20 protein-coding genes are annotated in these 18,380 nt (G+C 53.4%); 4 read left to right on the top strand and 16 right to left on the bottom strand.

All coding sequences use genetic code 11. The features are described from left to right. Positions 1 to 49: 49 nt before the first annotated feature. Positions 50 to 1,501 (top strand): type VII secretion integral membrane protein EccD, encoded by a 1,452-nt coding sequence (gene eccD / locus CMUST_RS02570; protein ID WP_047261209.1) that lies wholly within the window; start codon positions 50 to 52, stop codon positions 1,499 to 1,501. Beyond that, complete coding sequence (locus tag CMUST_RS02565; protein WP_047261208.1) at positions 1,498 to 2,700, top strand: S8 family serine peptidase; 1,203 nt, start codon at positions 1,498 to 1,500, stop codon at positions 2,698 to 2,700. Before eccD ends, CMUST_RS02565 begins: the two co-directional genes overlap by 4 nt. 25 nt (positions 2,701 to 2,725) lie before the next feature. Here the strand turns inward: CMUST_RS02565 and CMUST_RS02560 are convergent, their stop codons facing one another. From CMUST_RS02560 to CMUST_RS02540, 5 genes are all read right to left on the bottom strand, one after another. Beyond that, complete coding sequence (locus tag CMUST_RS02560) at positions 2,726 to 3,145, bottom strand: TIGR02611 family protein (RefSeq protein ID WP_047261207.1); 420 nt, start codon at positions 3,143 to 3,145, stop codon at positions 2,726 to 2,728. A 214-nt stretch (positions 3,146 to 3,359) separates the two neighbouring features. Beyond that, on the bottom strand, positions 3,360 to 4,694 hold the full coding sequence (eccB, locus tag CMUST_RS02555; RefSeq protein WP_047261206.1) for a type VII secretion protein EccB: 1,335 nt from the start codon (positions 4,692 to 4,694) through the stop codon (positions 3,360 to 3,362). A gap of 96 nt (positions 4,695 to 4,790) precedes the next feature. Continuing rightward, positions 4,791 to 7,112 (bottom strand): DUF6541 family protein, encoded by a 2,322-nt coding sequence (locus tag CMUST_RS02550; protein ID WP_052844489.1) that lies wholly within the window; start codon positions 7,110 to 7,112, stop codon positions 4,791 to 4,793. Between the two features lie 64 nt (positions 7,113 to 7,176). Then, complete coding sequence (gene truA / locus CMUST_RS02545; protein ID WP_047261205.1) at positions 7,177 to 8,055, bottom strand: tRNA pseudouridine(38-40) synthase TruA; 879 nt, start codon at positions 8,053 to 8,055, stop codon at positions 7,177 to 7,179. Between the two features lie 76 nt (positions 8,056 to 8,131). Further along, positions 8,132 to 8,371, bottom strand: a complete 240-nt coding sequence (locus tag CMUST_RS02540; protein WP_047261204.1) for a hypothetical protein — start codon at positions 8,369 to 8,371, stop codon at positions 8,132 to 8,134. A gap of 189 nt (positions 8,372 to 8,560) precedes the next feature. On the opposite strand from CMUST_RS02540, the gene CMUST_RS02535 reads away from it, so the two are divergent. Together CMUST_RS02535 and CMUST_RS02530 are read left to right on the top strand one after the other, a co-directional pair. Beyond that, the gene (locus CMUST_RS02535; protein WP_047261203.1) at positions 8,561 to 9,520 is read left to right on the top strand and encodes a pentapeptide repeat-containing protein; all 960 of its coding nucleotides are present in this window, start codon (positions 8,561 to 8,563) and stop codon (positions 9,518 to 9,520) included. A gap of 173 nt (positions 9,521 to 9,693) precedes the next feature. Next, positions 9,694 to 10,848, top strand: a complete 1,155-nt coding sequence (locus CMUST_RS02530) for a pentapeptide repeat-containing protein (RefSeq protein WP_047261202.1) — start codon at positions 9,694 to 9,696, stop codon at positions 10,846 to 10,848. A gap of 239 nt (positions 10,849 to 11,087) precedes the next feature. On the opposite strand, the gene rplQ is transcribed toward CMUST_RS02530, so the two are convergent. The 11 genes from rplQ to map all read right to left on the bottom strand — a co-directional run bounded on the left by rplQ (position 11,088) and on the right by map (position 18,347). Continuing rightward, positions 11,088 to 11,627 (bottom strand): 50S ribosomal protein L17, encoded by a 540-nt coding sequence (rplQ, locus tag CMUST_RS02525; protein ID WP_047261201.1) that lies wholly within the window; start codon positions 11,625 to 11,627, stop codon positions 11,088 to 11,090. Positions 11,628 to 11,699: 72 nt separating this feature from the next. Beyond that, positions 11,700 to 12,716: a DNA-directed RNA polymerase subunit alpha gene (locus CMUST_RS02520; protein ID WP_047261200.1), complete on the bottom strand. Its 1,017-nt coding sequence runs from the start codon at positions 12,714 to 12,716 to the stop codon at positions 11,700 to 11,702. A gap of 63 nt (positions 12,717 to 12,779) precedes the next feature. Beyond that, entirely contained in the window at positions 12,780 to 13,385 is a 606-nt protein-coding gene (gene rpsD / locus CMUST_RS02515; RefSeq protein ID WP_047261199.1) for a 30S ribosomal protein S4, read from the bottom strand. Positions 13,386 to 13,407: 22 nt separating this feature from the next. Beyond that, positions 13,408 to 13,812, bottom strand: coding sequence for a 30S ribosomal protein S11 (gene rpsK, locus CMUST_RS02510; RefSeq protein WP_047261198.1), 405 nt, complete (start codon positions 13,810 to 13,812; stop codon positions 13,408 to 13,410). Positions 13,813 to 13,815: 3 nt separating this feature from the next. After that, on the bottom strand, positions 13,816 to 14,184 hold the full coding sequence (rpsM, locus tag CMUST_RS02505) for a 30S ribosomal protein S13 (protein WP_047261197.1): 369 nt from the start codon (positions 14,182 to 14,184) through the stop codon (positions 13,816 to 13,818). A 175-nt stretch (positions 14,185 to 14,359) separates the two neighbouring features. Continuing rightward, on the bottom strand, positions 14,360 to 14,581 hold the full coding sequence (gene infA / locus CMUST_RS02500; protein WP_047261196.1) for a translation initiation factor IF-1: 222 nt from the start codon (positions 14,579 to 14,581) through the stop codon (positions 14,360 to 14,362). A 135-nt stretch (positions 14,582 to 14,716) separates the two neighbouring features. Continuing rightward, positions 14,717 to 14,965, bottom strand: coding sequence for a hypothetical protein (locus CMUST_RS16505; RefSeq protein WP_144414108.1), 249 nt, complete (start codon positions 14,963 to 14,965; stop codon positions 14,717 to 14,719). A gap of 31 nt (positions 14,966 to 14,996) precedes the next feature. Continuing rightward, positions 14,997 to 16,208, bottom strand: coding sequence for a hypothetical protein (locus CMUST_RS02495; RefSeq protein WP_144414107.1), 1,212 nt, complete (start codon positions 16,206 to 16,208; stop codon positions 14,997 to 14,999). Continuing rightward, a complete protein-coding gene (locus CMUST_RS02490) occupies positions 16,139 to 16,582 on the bottom strand; it encodes a hypothetical protein (protein ID WP_047261194.1) in 444 nt (147 codons plus the stop codon). The genes CMUST_RS02495 and CMUST_RS02490 overlap by 70 nt, the downstream gene beginning before the upstream one ends. 74 nt (positions 16,583 to 16,656) lie before the next feature. Further along, on the bottom strand, positions 16,657 to 17,376 hold the full coding sequence (locus CMUST_RS02485) for a L,D-transpeptidase (RefSeq protein ID WP_047261193.1): 720 nt from the start codon (positions 17,374 to 17,376) through the stop codon (positions 16,657 to 16,659). A 176-nt stretch (positions 17,377 to 17,552) separates the two neighbouring features. Then, on the bottom strand, positions 17,553 to 18,347 hold the full coding sequence (gene map / locus CMUST_RS02480) for a type I methionyl aminopeptidase (RefSeq protein ID WP_047261192.1): 795 nt from the start codon (positions 18,345 to 18,347) through the stop codon (positions 17,553 to 17,555). Positions 18,348 to 18,380 lie beyond the last annotated feature (33 nt).

Raw genomic sequence — 18,380 nt, 5'->3', positions numbered from 1 at the left:
CCACTATGGGTGTTCATTTCCCAATCCGTTAAACCATTCGCTACCTACCATGACCACCATTAACGCAAGCAATAACAACGCTATCCGGCTGACGGTGCGCGTCGAAGTTGGCAATCATAAACAAAGCGCCGACCTAGTTATCCCAGCCAGTAGTCGGCTGGCAGAGATCATCGACGAAATCATCGCCATCACCAACGCACCGCAGATTTCTAGCCCTTGGCAGGCGGTCACCGCAGCAGGCCAAGTGGTTCCACTTGGAGCTTCACTAGCCGAAGCGCATTTCAGCCACGGCGACGTACTCATCCTGCGCCCCAAACGCGCCACCCCAGCTCCCGTCGTCCGCGACGCGGCGGAATGTTTAGAAGATCTCACCACCTCCGTCAACCCAGCAGTAGGCACTGCGAACCTTGCCGCCGGAGTCGGGCTATGCGGCTTGGCACTGGTCGCATTAGCGTTCCCACTCCCCCACGGCCTCATCGCCCCACTACCGCTTCGATTGGCAACCGTGGTACTGGCAGCTTTAGCAATGTTAATTATCACCCGCCGGGTGTTGTTCCTGCCGATAGTGGCAATAGGCAATGGAGTAATTGGTACCTGTATTGTCCTAGGGCGTGGCATAGTCCCCAGTTGGGCCGAAAACACCACCGCGGTAGGATTCGCCCAATCCTGGGCGTTAGCCCTACTGGTGGCAGCCATCGCCATTTCCATAACCTGTGTTGGATTGAAATCCATCCTGACCGAGCCGCTTCTTGTCACCGCACTACACACCATCGCCATCGGTTGTGTCATCGCAGCCATCGGCACTACCGCGTATCGCCCAGGAGTTGCCGTATCACTCATGCCTAGCTGGGATTGGGTGGTCAATGCGGCGGCCGCCCTCATTGCAGTCGGCATGATTGTGATTGCACTCGCCCCAACCATCGCCATCAAACTCGCACGCGTACAAATCCCAGTGTTGCCTACCGCAGGACAAGACCTAGAAGTCTCCGATGTCAGCATTGCGGAAGTACCCCACCAAGCCGAACGCGCCCGCAAGGTACTTGATGGAATGCTCATTGGACTCGCCATCGTTTTATGCCCAGCAATCATGGCAATCGGGATCATGGCACCACACTCAGGTTTCAGTTTCTCCCTCGCACTTTCCATGTGCTGCGCCCTGCTCCTTCACGCCCACCGACACCGAGTATCCTTTAACACCTGGGCCATATGGTTAATCGCAATGTCTGCGGCAGCCAGCGCCTGCGCCGCAGCTACCTGGCCATTCATCTACATTCATTCACCGGCACTAGGCCAAAGCCCCCACCCCGCGTTGCTCATCTTCACAATCATAATCGTCGCAGTTTCACTCACATCCCCAGCATGGGCACAACGACTAACAACCCTGGAACCAACCACGGTGGTGTGGATAGAACGCGCTGAATTACTATGTATCGCCGCATGCTTGCCGCTGGCGCTGCACCTCGTTGGAATGTTCAGTCTGCTGCGCGGGATTGCATTATGAACCACAATAACCACCGATTAGGTTTTCCCCTCAGCATGTCGTGTGCGGCACTGATTTTCCTCTCATCCTTTACCACAGCCACCGCGCAACCAACAGAGCCTATCGAACCACCACCTCCACACATCGAATGTGCCATTACCAATACCGCACCAGAACCTGCCCGCATCCACCAAGCAGCACTTTCCGATGGTTTCCGCCCCGTCCATGCATTCGCCACCGGGTTAGGGGTCACCGTCGCAATAATCGACACCGGAATCTACCCACATCCTAGGCTCCCTGAAGTCATTGATGGCGGCGACTTCGTGGACGCCGGGGTGGGCGCCATCATCGACTGTGATGCACACGGCACAATAGTCGCAGGAGTCATCGCTACCCGCGATACCGGCGACGGCATTGTCGGCATCGCCCCCGACGTTCGCCTACTGTCACTACGACAAACCAGCACCAAATTTCAACGCGAACCAGCACCCAATAGCCCTGAAGTAGCAGGTGGATCGCTAGCTACCCTCACGGCCGCCATCGAAGCAGCCATCGATCAGCACGCCCAAGTAATCAATATCTCAGTCGTATCCTGTCTGCCACCAGGTACACCACCAGTTGACACTCAAGAATTCGACCGAGTGATACGCAAAGCAGAAGCAGCCGGTGTAGTCATCGTCGCGGCCGCAGGAAACCTCAGCCAATCGTGCCCACAAGGATCCACAGTCTATCCCGCCCACCACCCGCAAGTAATAGGTGTTGGTTCCTTAGCTGACCCATACCATCTCGCGGAGTACTCCGTCCGCTCCCCCAAACCAATGCTCGCCGCGCCGGGTGTAGTTCCAGCTGGGCTGGCCACCCGTGACGGCGAACTGAGCGATGGAATCATCCACCCAGGTGGTATTGCACCGTTCGAGGGAACCAGTTTCGCCACCCCGGTGGTGACAGGCACTGTCGCATTGTTGAAACAGCGGTATCCAGCAGCTAGTCCACAACAGGTACGGGAATTGCTATTCGCAAGTGTCGACCCAGCAACGGGGGCTTTAGATATTCAACAGGTGTTACGGCACTTCCACACCCCGAAACCGCAATCGGCAACTATCGCCATTGCCAAGCCACAACCGGCTGATACCGGTTCGGTGCAGCGAACTGCCTGGTTATTGTATGGTTTGGGGGTTTTGACTGTGGTGGCTTTAGCACTCCGGCAGCGCCGGATGTAAAAAGCTGAGCTTGAGCAAACTGCTGCTACATCATCGCGTGCATGACTGGATCAAGTACCGGAATCGCACCTAGCTTCCACGCTACGAACACGGTTCCGCCAAGTGCCACCCACACCACGGCGCAGCTGGCGGCCACTAGAGACGCCCGGGTTAGTCGAGGTTGGGATTGATACCACGTGGTGAATTGATCGTATCGTCGCACGCCCCACGCCAATACTCGGGAGGCCCAGTGCAGTTCCAAACTTAAAATTCCGATGCCGACAAAAACTGTCAACCAACCGGGACCTGGCAGTGGGATGGTGATGATGCCGAAAACCACAACGAACCAACCGATAACTAACACAGTGGGGCGAACCAAAAAACCGAATTTCTTGGCTTTCATCGCTTCATGACGCGATGTAATCGCGTCAATTTTTGCGTTAACCGCGTCGCGCATCGGAGACATAGAGTCTAACCGCCTCGCTTTCACAGTGCTGGTTGGTGAAGTTGGTTGGGTGGGGAATCTATAGTGTTTTTACATCGTTTCCCAATCTACTCGGTTACATCTGGATCGGTACACTTTTCATTACTACCTGAGTAAGAATCACACAGTTTTTTGAAGTAGATTTATGTCACTTATCACCCTTAACTGGGAATATCCATCATCTTCAATCCGGAATTTAATACATTGTCCGCAGCGCCTGTTCTTTGCTTAGCGGGGTACCTGCGGGCAACAACCGAACAATATCCCACGAGGTTGTATGGATTGTGTCAATCCCGATAATCGGTGCTGTTTCCGGAGTCTCCAACTGGTGGCGTCGGCCATGCGCGGAAACTACGTGGATTCCGTTTCCGGTGTCAATTCCGATTGCCCACCCAGTTCCAGCGAAATGGGTGGCGGTGGTGTCGCCGGATAGTTGAATTGCATCACCGAAAAATTTCGGTACCTGTGCCCCTTCCGCTGCCAGTTGTATCATATCCACCCCGCCGGTATCGGTAAGACAAATATGGTTCCCCACTGGGTCTATCCACGTTATTTCTGATTCCGGCAATGGCAATTGAGCAGGTAATCGGGGTGGTAAGTGTGGTGAGTCAGGAAGCTCACCAAGTTCCGTTCCCGGTATAACACGAAGTGGAACGCCAGAATCAATGAGGATGTCTGCTTGAAGTGGAGTGGCGGACATAATGCCGGATTCTTGCTTGGCCCAATATGTGGGTTGCTGGGCACCGGTGACTTTAAAAATCTCTTTCACTTCCCGAGGCACTGTGATAGCTGGTTCTTCATGAATGCCGCTCACCAGCTGCGGTGGGGCTTGCCACCGGGGTGTCAATGGGCCGATACCAAGTCGGCGTCGAATAGCACGACCTGTTTCCGTGTTAGGTGGCGGCAACACGCTGCGCCCTGTGGCGTGAATCACCCATTCTGCGTTGTTTACTTCCGCCAGGATTGCAGTATCAGGCTTAAGCGGAGCATAAGTATCGGGTGCGGCTTCCGAGTGAAACACGACGGTCAATTGCGCCTGGGAAATATCTAATCTGCTGGTGAGGGTGGGGACGGAATGGCATGCATGTGCGGTTACAGAAGGTTGCTTCGCTCCGATTTCGGGCATGAATGTGGGGGCATCGCCAATGCCGATGGGGGCAGCTTTGGGTATATCACCAATCACTGCGGCACTCGCGGATTTGGCTTGGACCGGTTCGCCGACAATAAGGCGGGCTGATACCAAATTGGGCACTGGGTGTAATCGATCCTCCAGACGGACATAGAGTTGCCCAGTATCTGCCTTGATTATGCCTGCGTCTCCGGGGTCAACCGCCGGACGGAAAATACCAAGCGCCACCGCACCCAATGCGATGAGTACGCAGGCGGCCAGCCCGAATCCTAAGGCGCGGCGTCGTTTCGCCAGCGGGTCGTGGATCATACGAATGTCGCCAAACACCAGGCCGTGTTCAATTCGGCGGGCGAGGAATTTGTGCCCAGAGACCTGGGCTTTCGTTGTGGGGGTAATTCCCATTCGTGGCGCACCCTTTCCGATGCTTATGCCACGACACATGCTCCCAATGCGCCCTGCGTGATCCCTAAGCAGTGACGCATTTTAAACCTTAGCACGTTAGTGCCGTAAAAGTGCCCGATCGTTGCGAGCAATCGCGTCATCGCGTTGCCTTTCGACGGCATCGCGTTTGGTTATCTCTTCCTTGCCTGGAACCGGGGTGGCAGGTTTCGTCGGACGGTGATATTCGGAAACTGGCGGGAGTTCTTCTGGTGACCCACTGCTGCGCATCTTTCTAAGCTCCGCATCGGTGAAGTGGTCGTTGACCGCATAGATTCGGATCAGTCCGTCCCGGTACACCAGGGTCAGCCCCGGTGCGGTCGCGGTTTTTACCGTAAGTTCCAAATTGGTGTGTTGGAAATGCCAGAAGTTTGGTGGCGAGATGAAGATATAGTTAACGCCCAATTTATCTACTGCGTCGTCGGCCAGGTTGCGCTGATCGGGGTCGCCGTAGTTGCCGGCACCGATGAGATAAGCACTGTTGTGGATTTTATGGGTCGGTGCGTCTTTGGCCAGGGTTGGCCATAGGTAATGACGCGAGACGCTTGGCAGTGCATTATAGGCGTACATCCAGCCGTAGCCATCCGCGTGTTCACCGAAGATGAGTCCGTCATAGGCTTTGGGTTGCTTTGCCAGCCAGTCAAAAGCCTTGAGGTCTTTGGCGTTAACCATGTTGGAGCCGTATATTCCCTCGACGACCCATTTGGAGCCCTTGGTTACCGAGGAAACCGCCATCGGCTGGTACCAGGCGACCAGCCCTACCGCCAGAGCTACTGACAGAACAGCGGAAATTTTGGACCACACTCGATGTTTGATCATTCCAGCAAACGCCAAGCGCACCAATACTGCAAAGCCCACTCCGGCGTAGGCGAAGAGGAACATCGCGACCGGGATCACCAGGCGGTGAGCGGTGCCGTAGTGCAGGCCACCGATGGTATCGAGAATCTGGTTCCACGGGGTGGGCAAGGCTTTGAGTGAATTGACTGTAAGCAGCGCGGAGATCAAAACAAACAGAGGTCCCCAGATATTTTTGCGCCAAAGTAACAACGCCACCGCGCCGAATCCCGCGAGAATGAGCAGCCAAAGCCAATCCTCCATGCCCTTAAATTCGCCAACGTGGCGAGTATGCATGAAAAACGTCTTATACCAGGCTTCGGACCAGGTGATGTCCTCATAGGCCGATACGGCCTGCACGTCACCCGACTGCCCCACCCCGGCTAATAATTGCGGCAGAAGTAAGCCGATGCCCACCGCGCCAGCAATCGCAAGCAATCCGAAATCCCGCAGGCGCACGAGCAGTCCGCCAACAAATCGGTTCTCGCGCTGCGAGGTTCTGGTTGGCCGCCAGAGGACGTCGAAAAGCCACCATAGTCCCAGCATGACAATAACGATGGTCACGGGTGCTGGGTGCATAATCACCAAACCGATAAAACCGACCACGGCGGCGAACATCCGAATCGGCACCGCTGGCACCGACATAAACAACGCCGCGACGATACCCACCATGGAGATCGACCCTAGATACGGCCACATCCCCACATATGTCGGAATCCAGTACAGCACCGTCGCGCAGATCACCAATGCTGCGGACGACCCCGCCGCGATCTGCGCTACCAGGCCGCGATTGCCCACCAGCCGCCACGCAATAAGCGCAACCGACAGCGGCAGCGCCACGCTGGGAAGGATAACGTTCATCCAGTTCAACGCCGCAATCGGCTCGACGTCAATCACGTCCGATAATAACGCCGCGACCGCGTGCCACCCGGAGGGGTAAAACAGCTCCGCTTTCCCGTCAAGGTTGTGTGCCTCCCCCATACGCGTGGAATCGGCCATTCCTTCTTCCACGATGTAGCGCACTTCGCTGGCATGCCAGTGCACGTCCCAGCCTTGCACGATCGACAGCATTTGATTCGGCAGCTTCGCGTACAGCTCCACGAGTCGTTGGATCAGCACCCACGCGCCAGCGATTACACCTGCGCCCGGCAAAATCCACCTCGGGTCAAACAAGCTTCCGTTGCTAAACCACTGCCGCCACCAGCGCGGTTTTTCCGCCTCGGCGTCGGCACCAGCATCAGGCTGCGCTTCCGCCTGTGTTTTTGCTTTTCGACGCCGCACCAGCCGCCCCACAATAAACATCAGCCGCCACAACGCAGCCAAACCCACAACGGCAGCAAAGAAATAACCGACGTTGGTGAGATTAAAAAGCACATGCATCCGGCTGAGCAACCAACCGGCGAACCCCACCACGCCACAGGTAGTTGGGATCGCCGCCGCGACCGCCCATGGCAACCGCAACCCCGACACCCAGTTGAGAATCAGTCCCGGCACCACCAATGCAGCCACAATAGTGAGCGCTTGCTGGATCAACTCCGATTCCGTCACCCAACTACCTTCCTATTCATCATCGTTATGACCTAGCAGTTTAGTTGGGTTGCACCACTACCGCCTAACTATTTACGAAACCTATGTCACTTTCGTCGCGCTTCGCCCGCGTCAACTCCGCCCGATCCGCCAATTCCGAATCAGCCGGATAGTCCACCGCCACCAGCGACAACCCCTTCGCTGGCGCCACCGGAAGCCGCGACGACCGCGCCTGCTCGGCCAATAATTCACCAGGAAATTCCTGGCTACGTTTGCCTTCCCCCACAACCAAGCAACAGCCCACCAACGATCGCACCATCGACCAACAAAACGCATCCGCCGTCACATGTGCTTCGAAAGTCAGTGGCTCGTATTCGGTGGATACGTCATGCCACTGAAACTTCTGCACATCCCGAATGGTGGTTGCCCCCTCCCGGTGTTTACAAAACGCCGCGAAATCATGCAACCCCACTAATACATCCGCGCACGCCTGCATCGCCGCCCGATCAATCTGTTTCGGCCAGTGCGCCGTATCTATCGCCCGGGTCGGCAGCGCCCCGCGCGGATGCGTTGTTAACCGGTAAACGTAGTGGCGTCGTAAAGCGGAAAACCGCGCATCGAAACCATCCGGCGCCACACTGGCCGCATGCACCCGCACATCTTCGGGCAATAACCGCGCCAACCTGCGCACCAACGTGCCCGGATCACCGGCGATACTGCGGGTATCCAACGCTGCGACCGGCACATCGAAATGCGCCACCTGTCCCGCCGCGTGCACCCCGGCATCGGTGCGGCCCGCAACGGTCAAACTGACCGGCACCCGCAGCACCAACTCCAATGCGTCTTCCAGCACCCGCTGCACCGTGCGCAAATCCGAATCCCCTTGGCGGGCCCAGCCGTGAAAATTCGTGCCATCATACGCCAAATCCAGACGAATACGCACCACAGAATCGTTTTGCTCCATCACCCACCCAACGGTAGCAAAACTTCACACGTTGCACGCAACCACCAGGACATTTAGCAACAGCCAGAACCTACGACTAATCGTCTCCGGTGATCTTTTTCACCACATACGTCGCCGCGTTGAGATTCAACGCCGGTTCCGCATCCCGCAGCGCCTTAATCGCGCGAACCGGATGCGCCTTCGGGTCCAGCTCAGCGGACGCAAACACCCCCTGCGCCCACTGCGTTGCCGCCGCTACCGGATCAGCCGCATCACGGAAAATACAAGCCAATTCTTCCACCGGGTTAGTCGCACCCGGAAAAAACACATTGCCCATCGTTACTCCTTTAATCCGTAGTACGCCCGATGATAGCAAGCGAAGCCGCTACCAGCTACGAAATTCCGCACGCTTTTCGACGAGTCGGCGGGCCCTGCGCATAGAATGATCTGAGGTGAAACCGTATATTCCATATCTTGGCGCTCTCAACGCTCCCGACTAGCTGGTTTTACGCCGCAGGAAACAACAATGACCAATAACCCAGACAACACTGTCTCCCACCAGCTTTCCGAAGCCACGCGAAAACTCGAATCGATGTCGCGTAAAGCCCGAATTTCAGCTGTTCACGCCCTTGCAGCTATCGCCGACACACACGACGAATACAAACAACAGGTTGTCGATGTTCTATGCAGCCACCTTCGCGCAAAGCAGGACACTGCGGCTGAAACTTCCATTGAATCAACAATCCTGGACGTTTTGCGTAAGCACCTTCTTATATCTAACAACCACCCCTGGGGCGACTGCGACATCAAACTACGCGGCACAACGTTCGGTGCAGCGGTGGACTTCAACGGATGCACTTTTGGAAAAGCCGACTTTTCCGACGCGCATTTTATCAACCACGTTAACTTCGCCAACGCAATCTTTAATGCTGATGTGGATTTCTCCGGGGCTACATTCGAAAACAACGTCAGTTTCTCCAGCAGCACTTTCACATCAATTGCTGATTTCCAACGAGCCAACTTCATGTCTTCTGCCATATTCTGGGGAGCAGGATTTGAATCCGACACAAATCTCAGCGGCACCAGCTTCGCAAGCCAAGCACGTTTTGAAGGCGTGGTTTTCTCTGCTACTACACGTTTCACAAGCACACTCTTTGACAGCCACGTGTGCTTTGAGGACGCAAAATTTGACGCTGACGTTAGTTTTAGCTGCGCGGCTTTTGCCGACGAGGCAAGGTTCTGGGATACCGTTTTTAATGCCAAGGCAGATTTCGACAGTGTACGTTTTAAATCCAACGCGAGCTTTTGGGATACAACATTCAACGCTGAAGCGCAATTCCAAAACGCGCAATTTCTCGGTACAGCGAAATTCGACGGCACGAAATTTAACGCAAAAACCACTTTTAAAAATGCCCACACCACGCTTCAAGAAATGCTCGCATCTGCCATTTTCACCAGTGAAAAGCCCCTCACTAATTGGAATTAATCCATGAAATCCGCACGCTAAAAACCAAAAAGTTTTTTAGGGAGCCAACAAACTTTACTTTTCGACGAAACCCCACCCCAGAACCAAAAATCACATCACCTATGAAAATGTCACCGAGTTAGCGGTGCACCACTAAAATAATCTCCGATTAAACACGCGTTTCGGAGAATTACATGAACGAATCTAAATGGCACCACTACTTCTATGCCGCTGACAGGATGAAACTCTGGGTTGCCATAACGCTCTGGTCATTCGCTGGCTTAGCCGCATTCACGATTTTGGGTTCCATTTGGACAAGCTCACCCACACCTTTTCCTGAAAATCCAACCAAACTTCAGGTCATTGGATACATCCTGCAACGTGTGACTGTAATCTGGTTCGCACGCGCAGAAGCAGGAAGTTTTGAAATGGTCAAAACGGCACTAACAGCAGTTGGCGGCATCGGTGCCATTGCTTACCTGGTTATTCGTTATCGAGAAAGAACTGACCAAGAAACCGAACTTTATAACAAGGCCATTGAAAATGAAATTCAACGAGAGAAAGAGCAAGCTGAAACAGCCGATCGACGCCTGAATGAAGCAGTCCAACAACTAGGTTCTGAGTCACCACAGGTGAGAATCGCAGGTGTATACGCTCTTGCCGATGTTTCCGACACATACAAAGAGCAATACAAGCAACGAGTCGTCAACATCCTATGCGGTTATTTACGCACTCACCGTAGTAAACAGCAAGATGCAGCAGTTGAGTCGACCATCCTCCAAGTAATGCGAGAACACTTACTACAAGGAACAAACGCCGAGAATAAAAACATCCAGGTAAAAGATGATGATCAACTCTGGACTGAATGCGAAATCGATCTACATGGCGCAACAATAAGCGAAGAGATTCAATTTAGCGACTGCACTTTTGCAGAAACGAATTTCAGCGATGCCCATTTCGAGAAAGAAGTACGCTTTAAACGTACTCTATTTTCGGGGTTTGCTAGATTCGAAAGCACCTATTTTGAACAGGTGGCAGATTTCGCTGCCGCTATATTCGATGGCGGAGGCTATTTCTATGCCGCTGGTTTTGGCACATTCGCCGATTTTAATAGTTCTATTTTCCCGAAAATAATCTCCTTTGGTCATACATCATTCGATGGTTCTGCCAGTTTTAGCAATGCTGAATTTCGAGGAAACGCAGACTTCCATGGTGCTGAATTTGAATCGGTAGTTTGCTTTACGAATGCTAAAACTCTCGATCCCCTGATGCTTGATAATGCGATCTTCAAGAGCGATAAAGAAATCTCACTAATGAGAATGGATCTTGAAAACTCCAAAGGAACATAGAAAGTTTAGTTAACGGAGCTTGGACAAAAGTATTTATTTTATCCAAAAACATCACTTACTCTTTATCAGTTTTATTATTGCCTAAGATGCAAATCGATTAACTGCCCTAGGTTTTACCGCTCCTTTGAACTAGGTTTAAGATTTCCGAATTCAACTTTTACTAGGCCGAAGCGTAAGCGCGTCGAAAAGCGAAAATCCTCCCCAACCTCAATCGGTGGGGAGGATTTTGTTAGAGAGTTTTACTTCTCTTCGGTGGTTTCCTCGGAATCGGAAGCCTTGGCTTCTTCGGTGGTTTCCTCAGCGTCGGTAGCTTCGGTTTCTTCGACCTTTGCTTCTTCGGCTGCTGGAGCTTCCTCGGCCTTGTCTTCGGCAGCCTTGGATGCGGCTGCGCGTGCGGCGCGGGTAGCTTCGGCGGAAACGGTCTCTTCGAGAACCAGGGAGATCTGGCTCATTGGAGCGTTGTCACCCTTGCGGTTTTCCAGTTTGATGATGCGGGTGTAGCCACCCTCACGGTTTTCAAACTTAGGAGCGAGCTCGTCGAAAAGGTGAGCAACAACTTCCTTGTTGGCGATCAGCTTCAGCACGTTGCGGCGGTCGGCAAGGGTGCCAGCCTTCGCTTTGGTGATGAGCTTCTCAGCGTATGGACGCAGCATCTTAGCTTTTGCGTCGGTGGTTTTGATAGCGCCGTGGGTGAACAGCTGTTGCGCGAGGTTAGACAGAATGTGCTTCTGGTGGCTCGCGGAACCGCCGAGACGGGCGCCCTTCTTTGGGGTAGGCATTAGATGTACTCCTCGTGTACAGAATTAATGAGCGCGTAGGGCAGAAAACTTCATGCCCTTAGACTTGGCGATTTACTCGTTGTCGTCCGGATCAGTGTCGATGTAGTCGCCGGTTTCGGCGTCGTAACCTTCAAGCTGAGTCGGATCGAAATCTTCAGGCGCATCCTTCAAAGTAAGACCCAAGCCGGCGAGCTTGATCTTGACCTCGTTGATGGACTTCTGGCCGAAGTTGCGGATGTCCAACAGGTCGGACTCGGTGCATTCGGCAAGTTCGCCAACGGTGTGAATCTCTTGACGCTTCAGGCAGTTGTAGGAACGAACCGAGAAGCGCAGGTCTTCGATTGGCATGCTGTAGGCGGCGATGTATTCGGTTTCCTGTTGGGAAGGGCCGATTTCGATGCCTTCAGCGGCGGTGTTCAGCTCACGTGCGAGGCCGAACAGTTCAACGAGGGTTTTGCCAGCAGATGCCAGGGCGTCACGCGGTGCGATGGAGTTTTTGGTCTCCACGTCGATAATGAGCTTGTCAAAGTCGGTGCGCTGCTCAACACGAGTAGCTTCGACCTTGTAGCTGACCTTCAGCACTGGGGAGTAGATCTGGTCAACTGGGATGCGACCGATCTCAGTGGTGCCGGAGAAAGTGGTGGCGGGAACGTAGCCACGGCCGCGTTCAACAACCATTTCGATCTCCAGGCGACCCTGCTCATTGAGGGTTGCGATGTGCATATCCGGGTTGTGGATTTCCACACCAGCTGGTGGCTCAATGCTGCCAGCGGTGACAACGCCGGGGCCTTCGGCGCGCAGGTACATAACAACCGGCTCGTCGGAGTCGGAAGAAATGACCAAGCCCTTGATGTTTAGAAGGATGTCGGAAACATCTTCTTTAACACCTGTAATGGTGGTGAACTCATGGAGAACACCATCAATCTTTACGCTGGTAACTGCTGCACCGGGGATGGAGGACAGCAGGGTACGGCGCAATGAGTTACCGAGGGTGTAGCCGAAACCTGGCTCCAACGGTTCGATGACGAACTTGGAACGAGCCTCGGATACGAATTCCTCGGTAAGGACTGGGCGCTGTGAAATGAGCATGTAACTCTCCTATGTGTGACGACCGCTATTTGACGTCTGCGTGGGCGGAAAGGATGAAAAAGATTACTTGGAGTAAAGCTCGACGATAAGCTGCTCGTTGAGCGGAATGTCGATCTGAGCGCGCTCGGGCAGCTGATGCACGAGGATGCGCAAGTTAGCGGGAACAACCTGAAGCCATGCAGGTACGATTGCGTCGGTCAGGTTCTCCTGTGCTTCTTCAAACCACACCATCTTCTGCGACTTCTCGCGAACGTCGATGATGTCGTACTGGGAAACACGGAAGGAAGGTACATTAACCTTCTTGCCGTTTACCAGGAAGTGTCCGTGGGAGACCAACTGGCGTGCTTGACGACGAGTGCGTGCCAGGCCAGCGCGGTAAACAACATTGTCGAGGCGGGATTCCAGCAGGATAACCAGGTTTTCACCGGTCTTGCCTGGCAGGCGGTTAGCCTCAGCGTAGTAACGACGGAACTGCTTTTCCAGAACGCCGTAGGTGTACTTTGCCTTCTGCTTCTCCTGAAGCTGGAGCAAGTACTCAGATTCTTTGATGCGGTTGCGGCCAGCCTGCCCTGGTGGGTATGGACGGCGCTCGAATGCCTTGTCTCCGCCGACCAAGTCGACGCGGAGGCGGCGGGACTTACGGGTTACTGGACCGGTATAACGTGCCATTGTAAGTTACCTTTTCCTTTCCTTAAACGCGACGACGCTTCGGTGGACGGCAGCCGTTGAATGGCTGTGGGGTCACATCCGAAATCTTGGTGACCTCTAGGCCAGCAGCCTGGAGGGAACGGATAGCGGTCTCGCGGCCCGAACCTGGACCTTTAACAAAAACTTCAACCTGCTTCATGCCATGATCCATTGCCTTGCGAGCAGCGTTTTCAGCAGCAAGCTGTGCGGCGAATGGGGTGGACTTCCTAGAACCCTTGAAGCCAACGTGGCCGGAGGATGCCCAGGAGATAACAGCACCAGCTGGATCAGTGATGGTCACGATGGTGTTGTTGAAGGTGGACTTGATGTAAGCGTGGCCTTGAGCCACGTTCTTCTTTACAACGCGACGGCCAGTGCGGCGTGCGCTAGAGCGTGCTTTAGGAGGCATAGATTACTTCTTCTTTCCGGCGATGGTCTTCTTCGGACCCTTGCGTGTACGCGCATTGGTCTTGGTGCGCTGGCCGCGAACAGGCAGGCCACGACGATGGCGCAGACCCTGGTAGCAGCCGATTTCGATCTTGCGGCGGATGTCAGCCTGAACCTGGCGGCGGAGGTCACCCTCGACCTTCCAGGTTGCTTCGATGACGTCACGCAAAGCAGCGATCTGCTCGTCGGTCAAGTTATCAGTGCGCAGGTCCGGGGAAATGCCGGTCTCCTTGAGCAGCTGTGCGGCACGGGCTGGCCCGATGCCGTAGATGTAAGTGAGTGCGACTTCCATGCGCTTATTGCGTGGAAGATCAACACCAGCAAGACGTGCCATGAGGCGATACCTTTCCGGTTGTTACGGTGGTTTTCTCCAAGCTCGTCCTCACCAATTGCTACTTTGCCCGGACGGATGCCGGACGATGGGGCAAGATACATGAGGCTTCGGCCACCGTCGCCGAAGGTGTGGGTGGCACTAGAAAGCGCCACTAAAGCAAGGAGGCTTAATAAGATTATTTGTAGCGGTAAACGATGCGGCCGCGGGTCAAATCGTAGGGGGACAATTCCACTACAACGCGATCCTCAGGCAGAATACGGATGTTGTGTTGGCGCATCTTGCCACTGATGTGCGCAAGAACTTCGTGTCCGTTGTCCATTTCGACTCGGAACATAGTGTTTGGCAAGGGTTCGACAACGCGACCCTCGACCTCAATGGCGCCTTCCTTTTTAGCCATATCCTCTGCAATTCCCCAGCTTAACGGCTGGTTTGTGGGTTTACTTCTACCATGATGTGGACACACGTATCCAACACCATTTGTCCATAGTACACACAACCTGCATAAATGCCCAAAATTATGTGCCGAACTTCACTAGCCACCAGAGACTGGGAAACTGTTCTCATCCACGTCGGGGAATAGCTCATGTAAAACCACATTGTAACCAGCAACAGAATTAACGTCAGTAACCGTGACGGTCGGTGAGAACGTAGTTCCGTTTTCATCGATGATCAGCCGACGGTGGTCGTAGATTTTTAGTGAGGATTCCTCAGTGCTAGGTAAGCTTCGTCCGGGGAATCTAGTCCCCTGCGCTGTACAAGGCTCAGTAAGAACTGCATGCATTTCGGTTCCAAAGCTGACTACGGTTTTATGGTCAGGAAGCTTCGGGAACAGCGTTGATTAATGGGGCTGTATCCATGTGTTCCATTTTCCAGCGAATGTAAACATAGCCATCAATAGCGTGGCTGACAAGCTCTTTCTCGTAACCTTTTCGGTAGAGGTTTTCGCGCACGCTTTTACCAAATAGGAAACAGTCAAATTGCATGGTTCGCAATGGCATTCTTTCAGACGTGGGAGCGAAACAACTACCAAACACGCCTAGTGCACGCACGTTTAGCTGTGGCATGAGAGTTTCCCACGTTTCTGAATCTGACCGCCCCACAAAATCGAAGCTGCGTGGCAGCCCTGAGTAGTTACGCTGGGATAGCCCTTCACCATGTCGAATTTCGTAGTCGTAAAATTTCTTTATCCCAAACCCCGCAACGAGCAGAACCACGATGGTAAGGAGCGAGAGAAATATCTTCGTGTTTCGTCGTCCCTTGCGGACTTCTCTAACTTTTGAATGTCGATGTGTTTGTCCATAGACGTCATCTCGTGAAAAACAATGAATTCTATTGACGGGATCGAGGACAAATTGAGCCACTTCATTTGGCGCTGCGTAAAACTCTGGCACTGCATCAGGCAGGAAGTCTTTTGTATTAGACGCTTCTTTTTCATCAGAATAAAAGACCCAGACTTCTCGTTCCTGCTCGGAGCATAATGCGATGTGTCGCTGCAAAATGGGCGGCAAGTCAGCTTTAGCGCTAAATGGTTGACGTCCACCTGCTTTAGACATCACCTCGCCATGATCAAGATTGATCAAAACGACGCCAATATCTTGTGCCCTATCTTCCCAGAGGTCATCGTCGAAAAATGTTTTCCCAGCGAACAAATAATGTTGCTTTCGAAATACATCGATCAAGGAAACAAATCGAACGTCCTGGTAGCGAAGATCGTATAATCTTATTCGCCGCTCCAAGCGATTTTTAGCGTTTTCGGCGATCTCCAAACCTGGAACTATTAAAATTAATCGGTGAAAATCATATGTGCCTGAGGTCTTTGCGCATTTATCGACCGCATCAGGTAGATTTTCCGCATTATGAGAAATATCAACAAAGTGGATAAACGTATAGTCAATTTTCCACTTTCTCCTAATTTCGGCAAACCGCATATTCACAGCAGCCCCGACGGCGTTTCCTACATAGAACGCAACGCCCCATTTTTTCGCCTCTTGCTCGCAGCCTCCTTGATCGTTGTCACCGCCCATGCTATGCCCATGACGATTTGCCACCGATAGTGGCCCCGTTGTGGTCCATAGAACGGAAACTGTGATATTCGTGCTGGAATATCATCAATGATCCACAGTTTAGCGCCCGATTGCAGCATGTTCAGGGCTTCGTGGTCGGATACCCCGATGGAAACTGGCTTCGTTTTCAGCTGGTGGTAATAGCGTCCTACCTGCCATGGTGTACCAACCAGCCACAACACTAGGGATTGGTCATTGAAGTCTACTTTCGCCAACCTTGCGCTCACCTCGTCTGGCATGGCCGCATCGACCACAACAACCGTCACATCGCCTTGTAGGCGCTGCCTTTTGCGCATGTCTGCTACTGCTTTGTGGACTATTTCCTCTACTGTCATTTTCCGCCTCAGAAAATACAAAAAGGCCTTCCTGCCAGTAGCAGAAAGGCCAGTGTGTTCATGTCAGCCGCAGATTAGTACACGTAAACGATGTCGCCCGGCTTTAATTCGTTGAAGTATTGCACCGCATCGTTATGGTTGAGGTGAATGCAACCGTGCGACCACAGGTCAACGTCACCCTCATGGAACGCGATGCCATTGTGGGTGAAGTACACCGAGTATGGCATAGGAGCGTTATTGAATTCACGCGAGATTTCGTCCTTGACTTTACGATTCACCCGGTGGGTGCCCTTCGGGGTTTCCCAACCAGGTGCGCCAGAGGACATAGGCCGCTCGCCACCCCATACAACACCGTTTTTCTGTAGCCAAGTGCGCTGTTTGTTAAGGTCAATACATGCAGCGGCATGCTTCGGGCACGGACCGTAATCGAAGTTGGCGCGGGCTTGTTCTAAGCGTTGTGCCTCAGCACGCATCCGGGCTTCTTCTGCTTCCCGGTTCTTTTGATCGATCATTCCTGGCGCAACTGCGTTAGTGACACCGTCAACCGCATTTTTGGCATTTTGAGCAGATTGTGGGTCAAGCACACGTTCAGCTTCTGAATGCAAGTGATTGCGGGCGTTCCATACGTCTTCATGAAGTTTCGCGGTTAGATCCGAAGAGCTTGGTACACCCGGGATCATCTGAGCAGAGGCGACAGCTGGGGATGTAACTGTAACAGCGGTGATGGAAACAGCAATTGCGGCGGCTTTAGAAAAGCGACGGAGTGCGGAGAGCGCGCGAGGCTTAAAAGACATGGTGACTACTATAGCCGTTGAGTGAGAAAAAACATCGCCCCGCAGCCACATGTGAATCGCAAATCACAATCATCACAGCCGTTTCCGCAGGCAAGCGCCCCACTTAAGAAATTATTACATTACGGTTACAAATTTTCGACGCTTGCCCAGTGGAGTGGGTTTGCTTTGAACCCAGGTTACTTGCGTGGCGTTAAAATTCGTGGGCCAGTGGAGGTTGCCGCAACTGTGTGTTCCCAGTGGGCGGCAAGCGAACCGTCATCGGTGACCACCGTCCAGTCGTCGTCAAGCACTATGGAATCGACGCTGCCTAACGTGAGCATAGGCTCGATGGCAAGCACTGACCCTTCCTGGATCATTGGGCCCTTGCCAGGTTTTCCTTCATTGGGTAACCACGGTTCTTCATGCATGGTCCGGCCGATTCCGTGCCCACCGTAACCGTCAACAATGCCAAGTGTAATACCCCACCGGGTCTCGGCGGCTCGGGTAGCCACCTCTAACGCGTACGATACATCTGTCAAGCGGTTACCAGGAACCATAGCTTTAAGCCCCTCCGATAGTACCCACTCGGTGGCTTCATTGAGAGCTTGAGCCGCTGGACTTAAAGTTCCGATCCCGAAGCTTAATGCAGAATCGCCCACCCAGCCTTCATAGGTGGCGCCGCAGTCAATAGATACCAGGTCTCCGTCTTTGAGAATGCGGTTCTTGCTAGGAATACCGTGGACAATTTCGTCGTTTATAGAGGCGCAGATTGAGGCGGGGAACCCCTCGTAACCTTTAAACGTTGGGGTTGCCCCAAGCTCCCGGATGACTGTTTCGGCAACTTCATCCAACTCACCGGTGCTCACTCCTGGTTTAGCCGCCGCACCAACCGCTTGTAATGCCTTACCAACGATCTCACCCGCCGCCTGCATGGCGTCTAATTCTGCCGGCGTTTTAGCTGCTATTGCTTTTCGACGTTTCCGAAACCCCATAACCTCACTCTTTTTTACGTACAACATAATGAA

This window comes from Corynebacterium mustelae, assembly GCF_001020985.1.
Classification (GTDB): domain Bacteria; phylum Actinomycetota; class Actinomycetes; order Mycobacteriales; family Mycobacteriaceae; genus Corynebacterium; species Corynebacterium mustelae.
Note: the sequence above shows the minus strand (reverse complement) of the source record. Positions and strands in the feature narration are given on the sequence as shown.

Excerpts from the sequence above, each read along its gene's own strand:
- CMUST_RS02520 (WP_047261200.1), bottom strand. The coding sequence starts at position 12,716 with ATGCTCATTTCACAGCGCCCAGTCCTTACCGAGGAATTCGTATCCGAG.
- eccD (WP_047261209.1), top strand. The coding sequence starts at position 50 with ATGACCACCATTAACGCAAGCAATAACAACGCTATCCGGCTGACGGTG.
- CMUST_RS02495 (WP_144414107.1), bottom strand. The coding sequence starts at position 16,208 with ATGGGCGGTGACAACGATCAAGGAGGCTGCGAGCAAGAGGCGAAAAAA.
- map (WP_047261192.1), bottom strand. The coding sequence starts at position 18,347 with ATGGGGTTTCGGAAACGTCGAAAAGCAATAGCAGCTAAAACGCCGGCA.
- CMUST_RS02490 (WP_047261194.1), bottom strand. The coding sequence starts at position 16,582 with ATGACAGTAGAGGAAATAGTCCACAAAGCAGTAGCAGACATGCGCAAA.
- CMUST_RS02565 (WP_047261208.1), top strand. The coding sequence starts at position 1,498 with ATGAACCACAATAACCACCGATTAGGTTTTCCCCTCAGCATGTCGTGT.
- CMUST_RS02530 (WP_047261202.1), top strand. The coding sequence starts at position 9,694 with ATGAACGAATCTAAATGGCACCACTACTTCTATGCCGCTGACAGGATG.
- rpsK (WP_047261198.1), bottom strand. The coding sequence starts at position 13,812 with ATGCCTCCTAAAGCACGCTCTAGCGCACGCCGCACTGGCCGTCGCGTT.
- infA (WP_047261196.1), bottom strand. The coding sequence starts at position 14,581 with ATGGCTAAAAAGGAAGGCGCCATTGAGGTCGAGGGTCGCGTTGTCGAA.
- eccB (WP_047261206.1), bottom strand. The coding sequence starts at position 4,694 with ATGGGAATTACCCCCACAACGAAAGCCCAGGTCTCTGGGCACAAATTC.
- CMUST_RS02535 (WP_047261203.1), top strand. The coding sequence starts at position 8,561 with ATGACCAATAACCCAGACAACACTGTCTCCCACCAGCTTTCCGAAGCC.
- CMUST_RS16505 (WP_144414108.1), bottom strand. The coding sequence starts at position 14,965 with ATGCATGCAGTTCTTACTGAGCCTTGTACAGCGCAGGGGACTAGATTC.
- rplQ (WP_047261201.1), bottom strand. The coding sequence starts at position 11,627 with ATGCCTACCCCAAAGAAGGGCGCCCGTCTCGGCGGTTCCGCGAGCCAC.
- CMUST_RS02540 (WP_047261204.1), bottom strand. The coding sequence starts at position 8,371 with ATGGGCAATGTGTTTTTTCCGGGTGCGACTAACCCGGTGGAAGAATTG.
- rpsM (WP_047261197.1), bottom strand. The coding sequence starts at position 14,184 with ATGGCACGTCTTGCTGGTGTTGATCTTCCACGCAATAAGCGCATGGAA.
- CMUST_RS02485 (WP_047261193.1), bottom strand. The coding sequence starts at position 17,376 with ATGTCTTTTAAGCCTCGCGCGCTCTCCGCACTCCGTCGCTTTTCTAAA.
- rpsD (WP_047261199.1), bottom strand. The coding sequence starts at position 13,385 with ATGGCACGTTATACCGGTCCAGTAACCCGTAAGTCCCGCCGCCTCCGC.
- CMUST_RS02560 (WP_047261207.1), bottom strand. The coding sequence starts at position 3,145 with ATGTCTCCGATGCGCGACGCGGTTAACGCAAAAATTGACGCGATTACA.
- truA (WP_047261205.1), bottom strand. The coding sequence starts at position 8,055 with ATGGAGCAAAACGATTCTGTGGTGCGTATTCGTCTGGATTTGGCGTAT.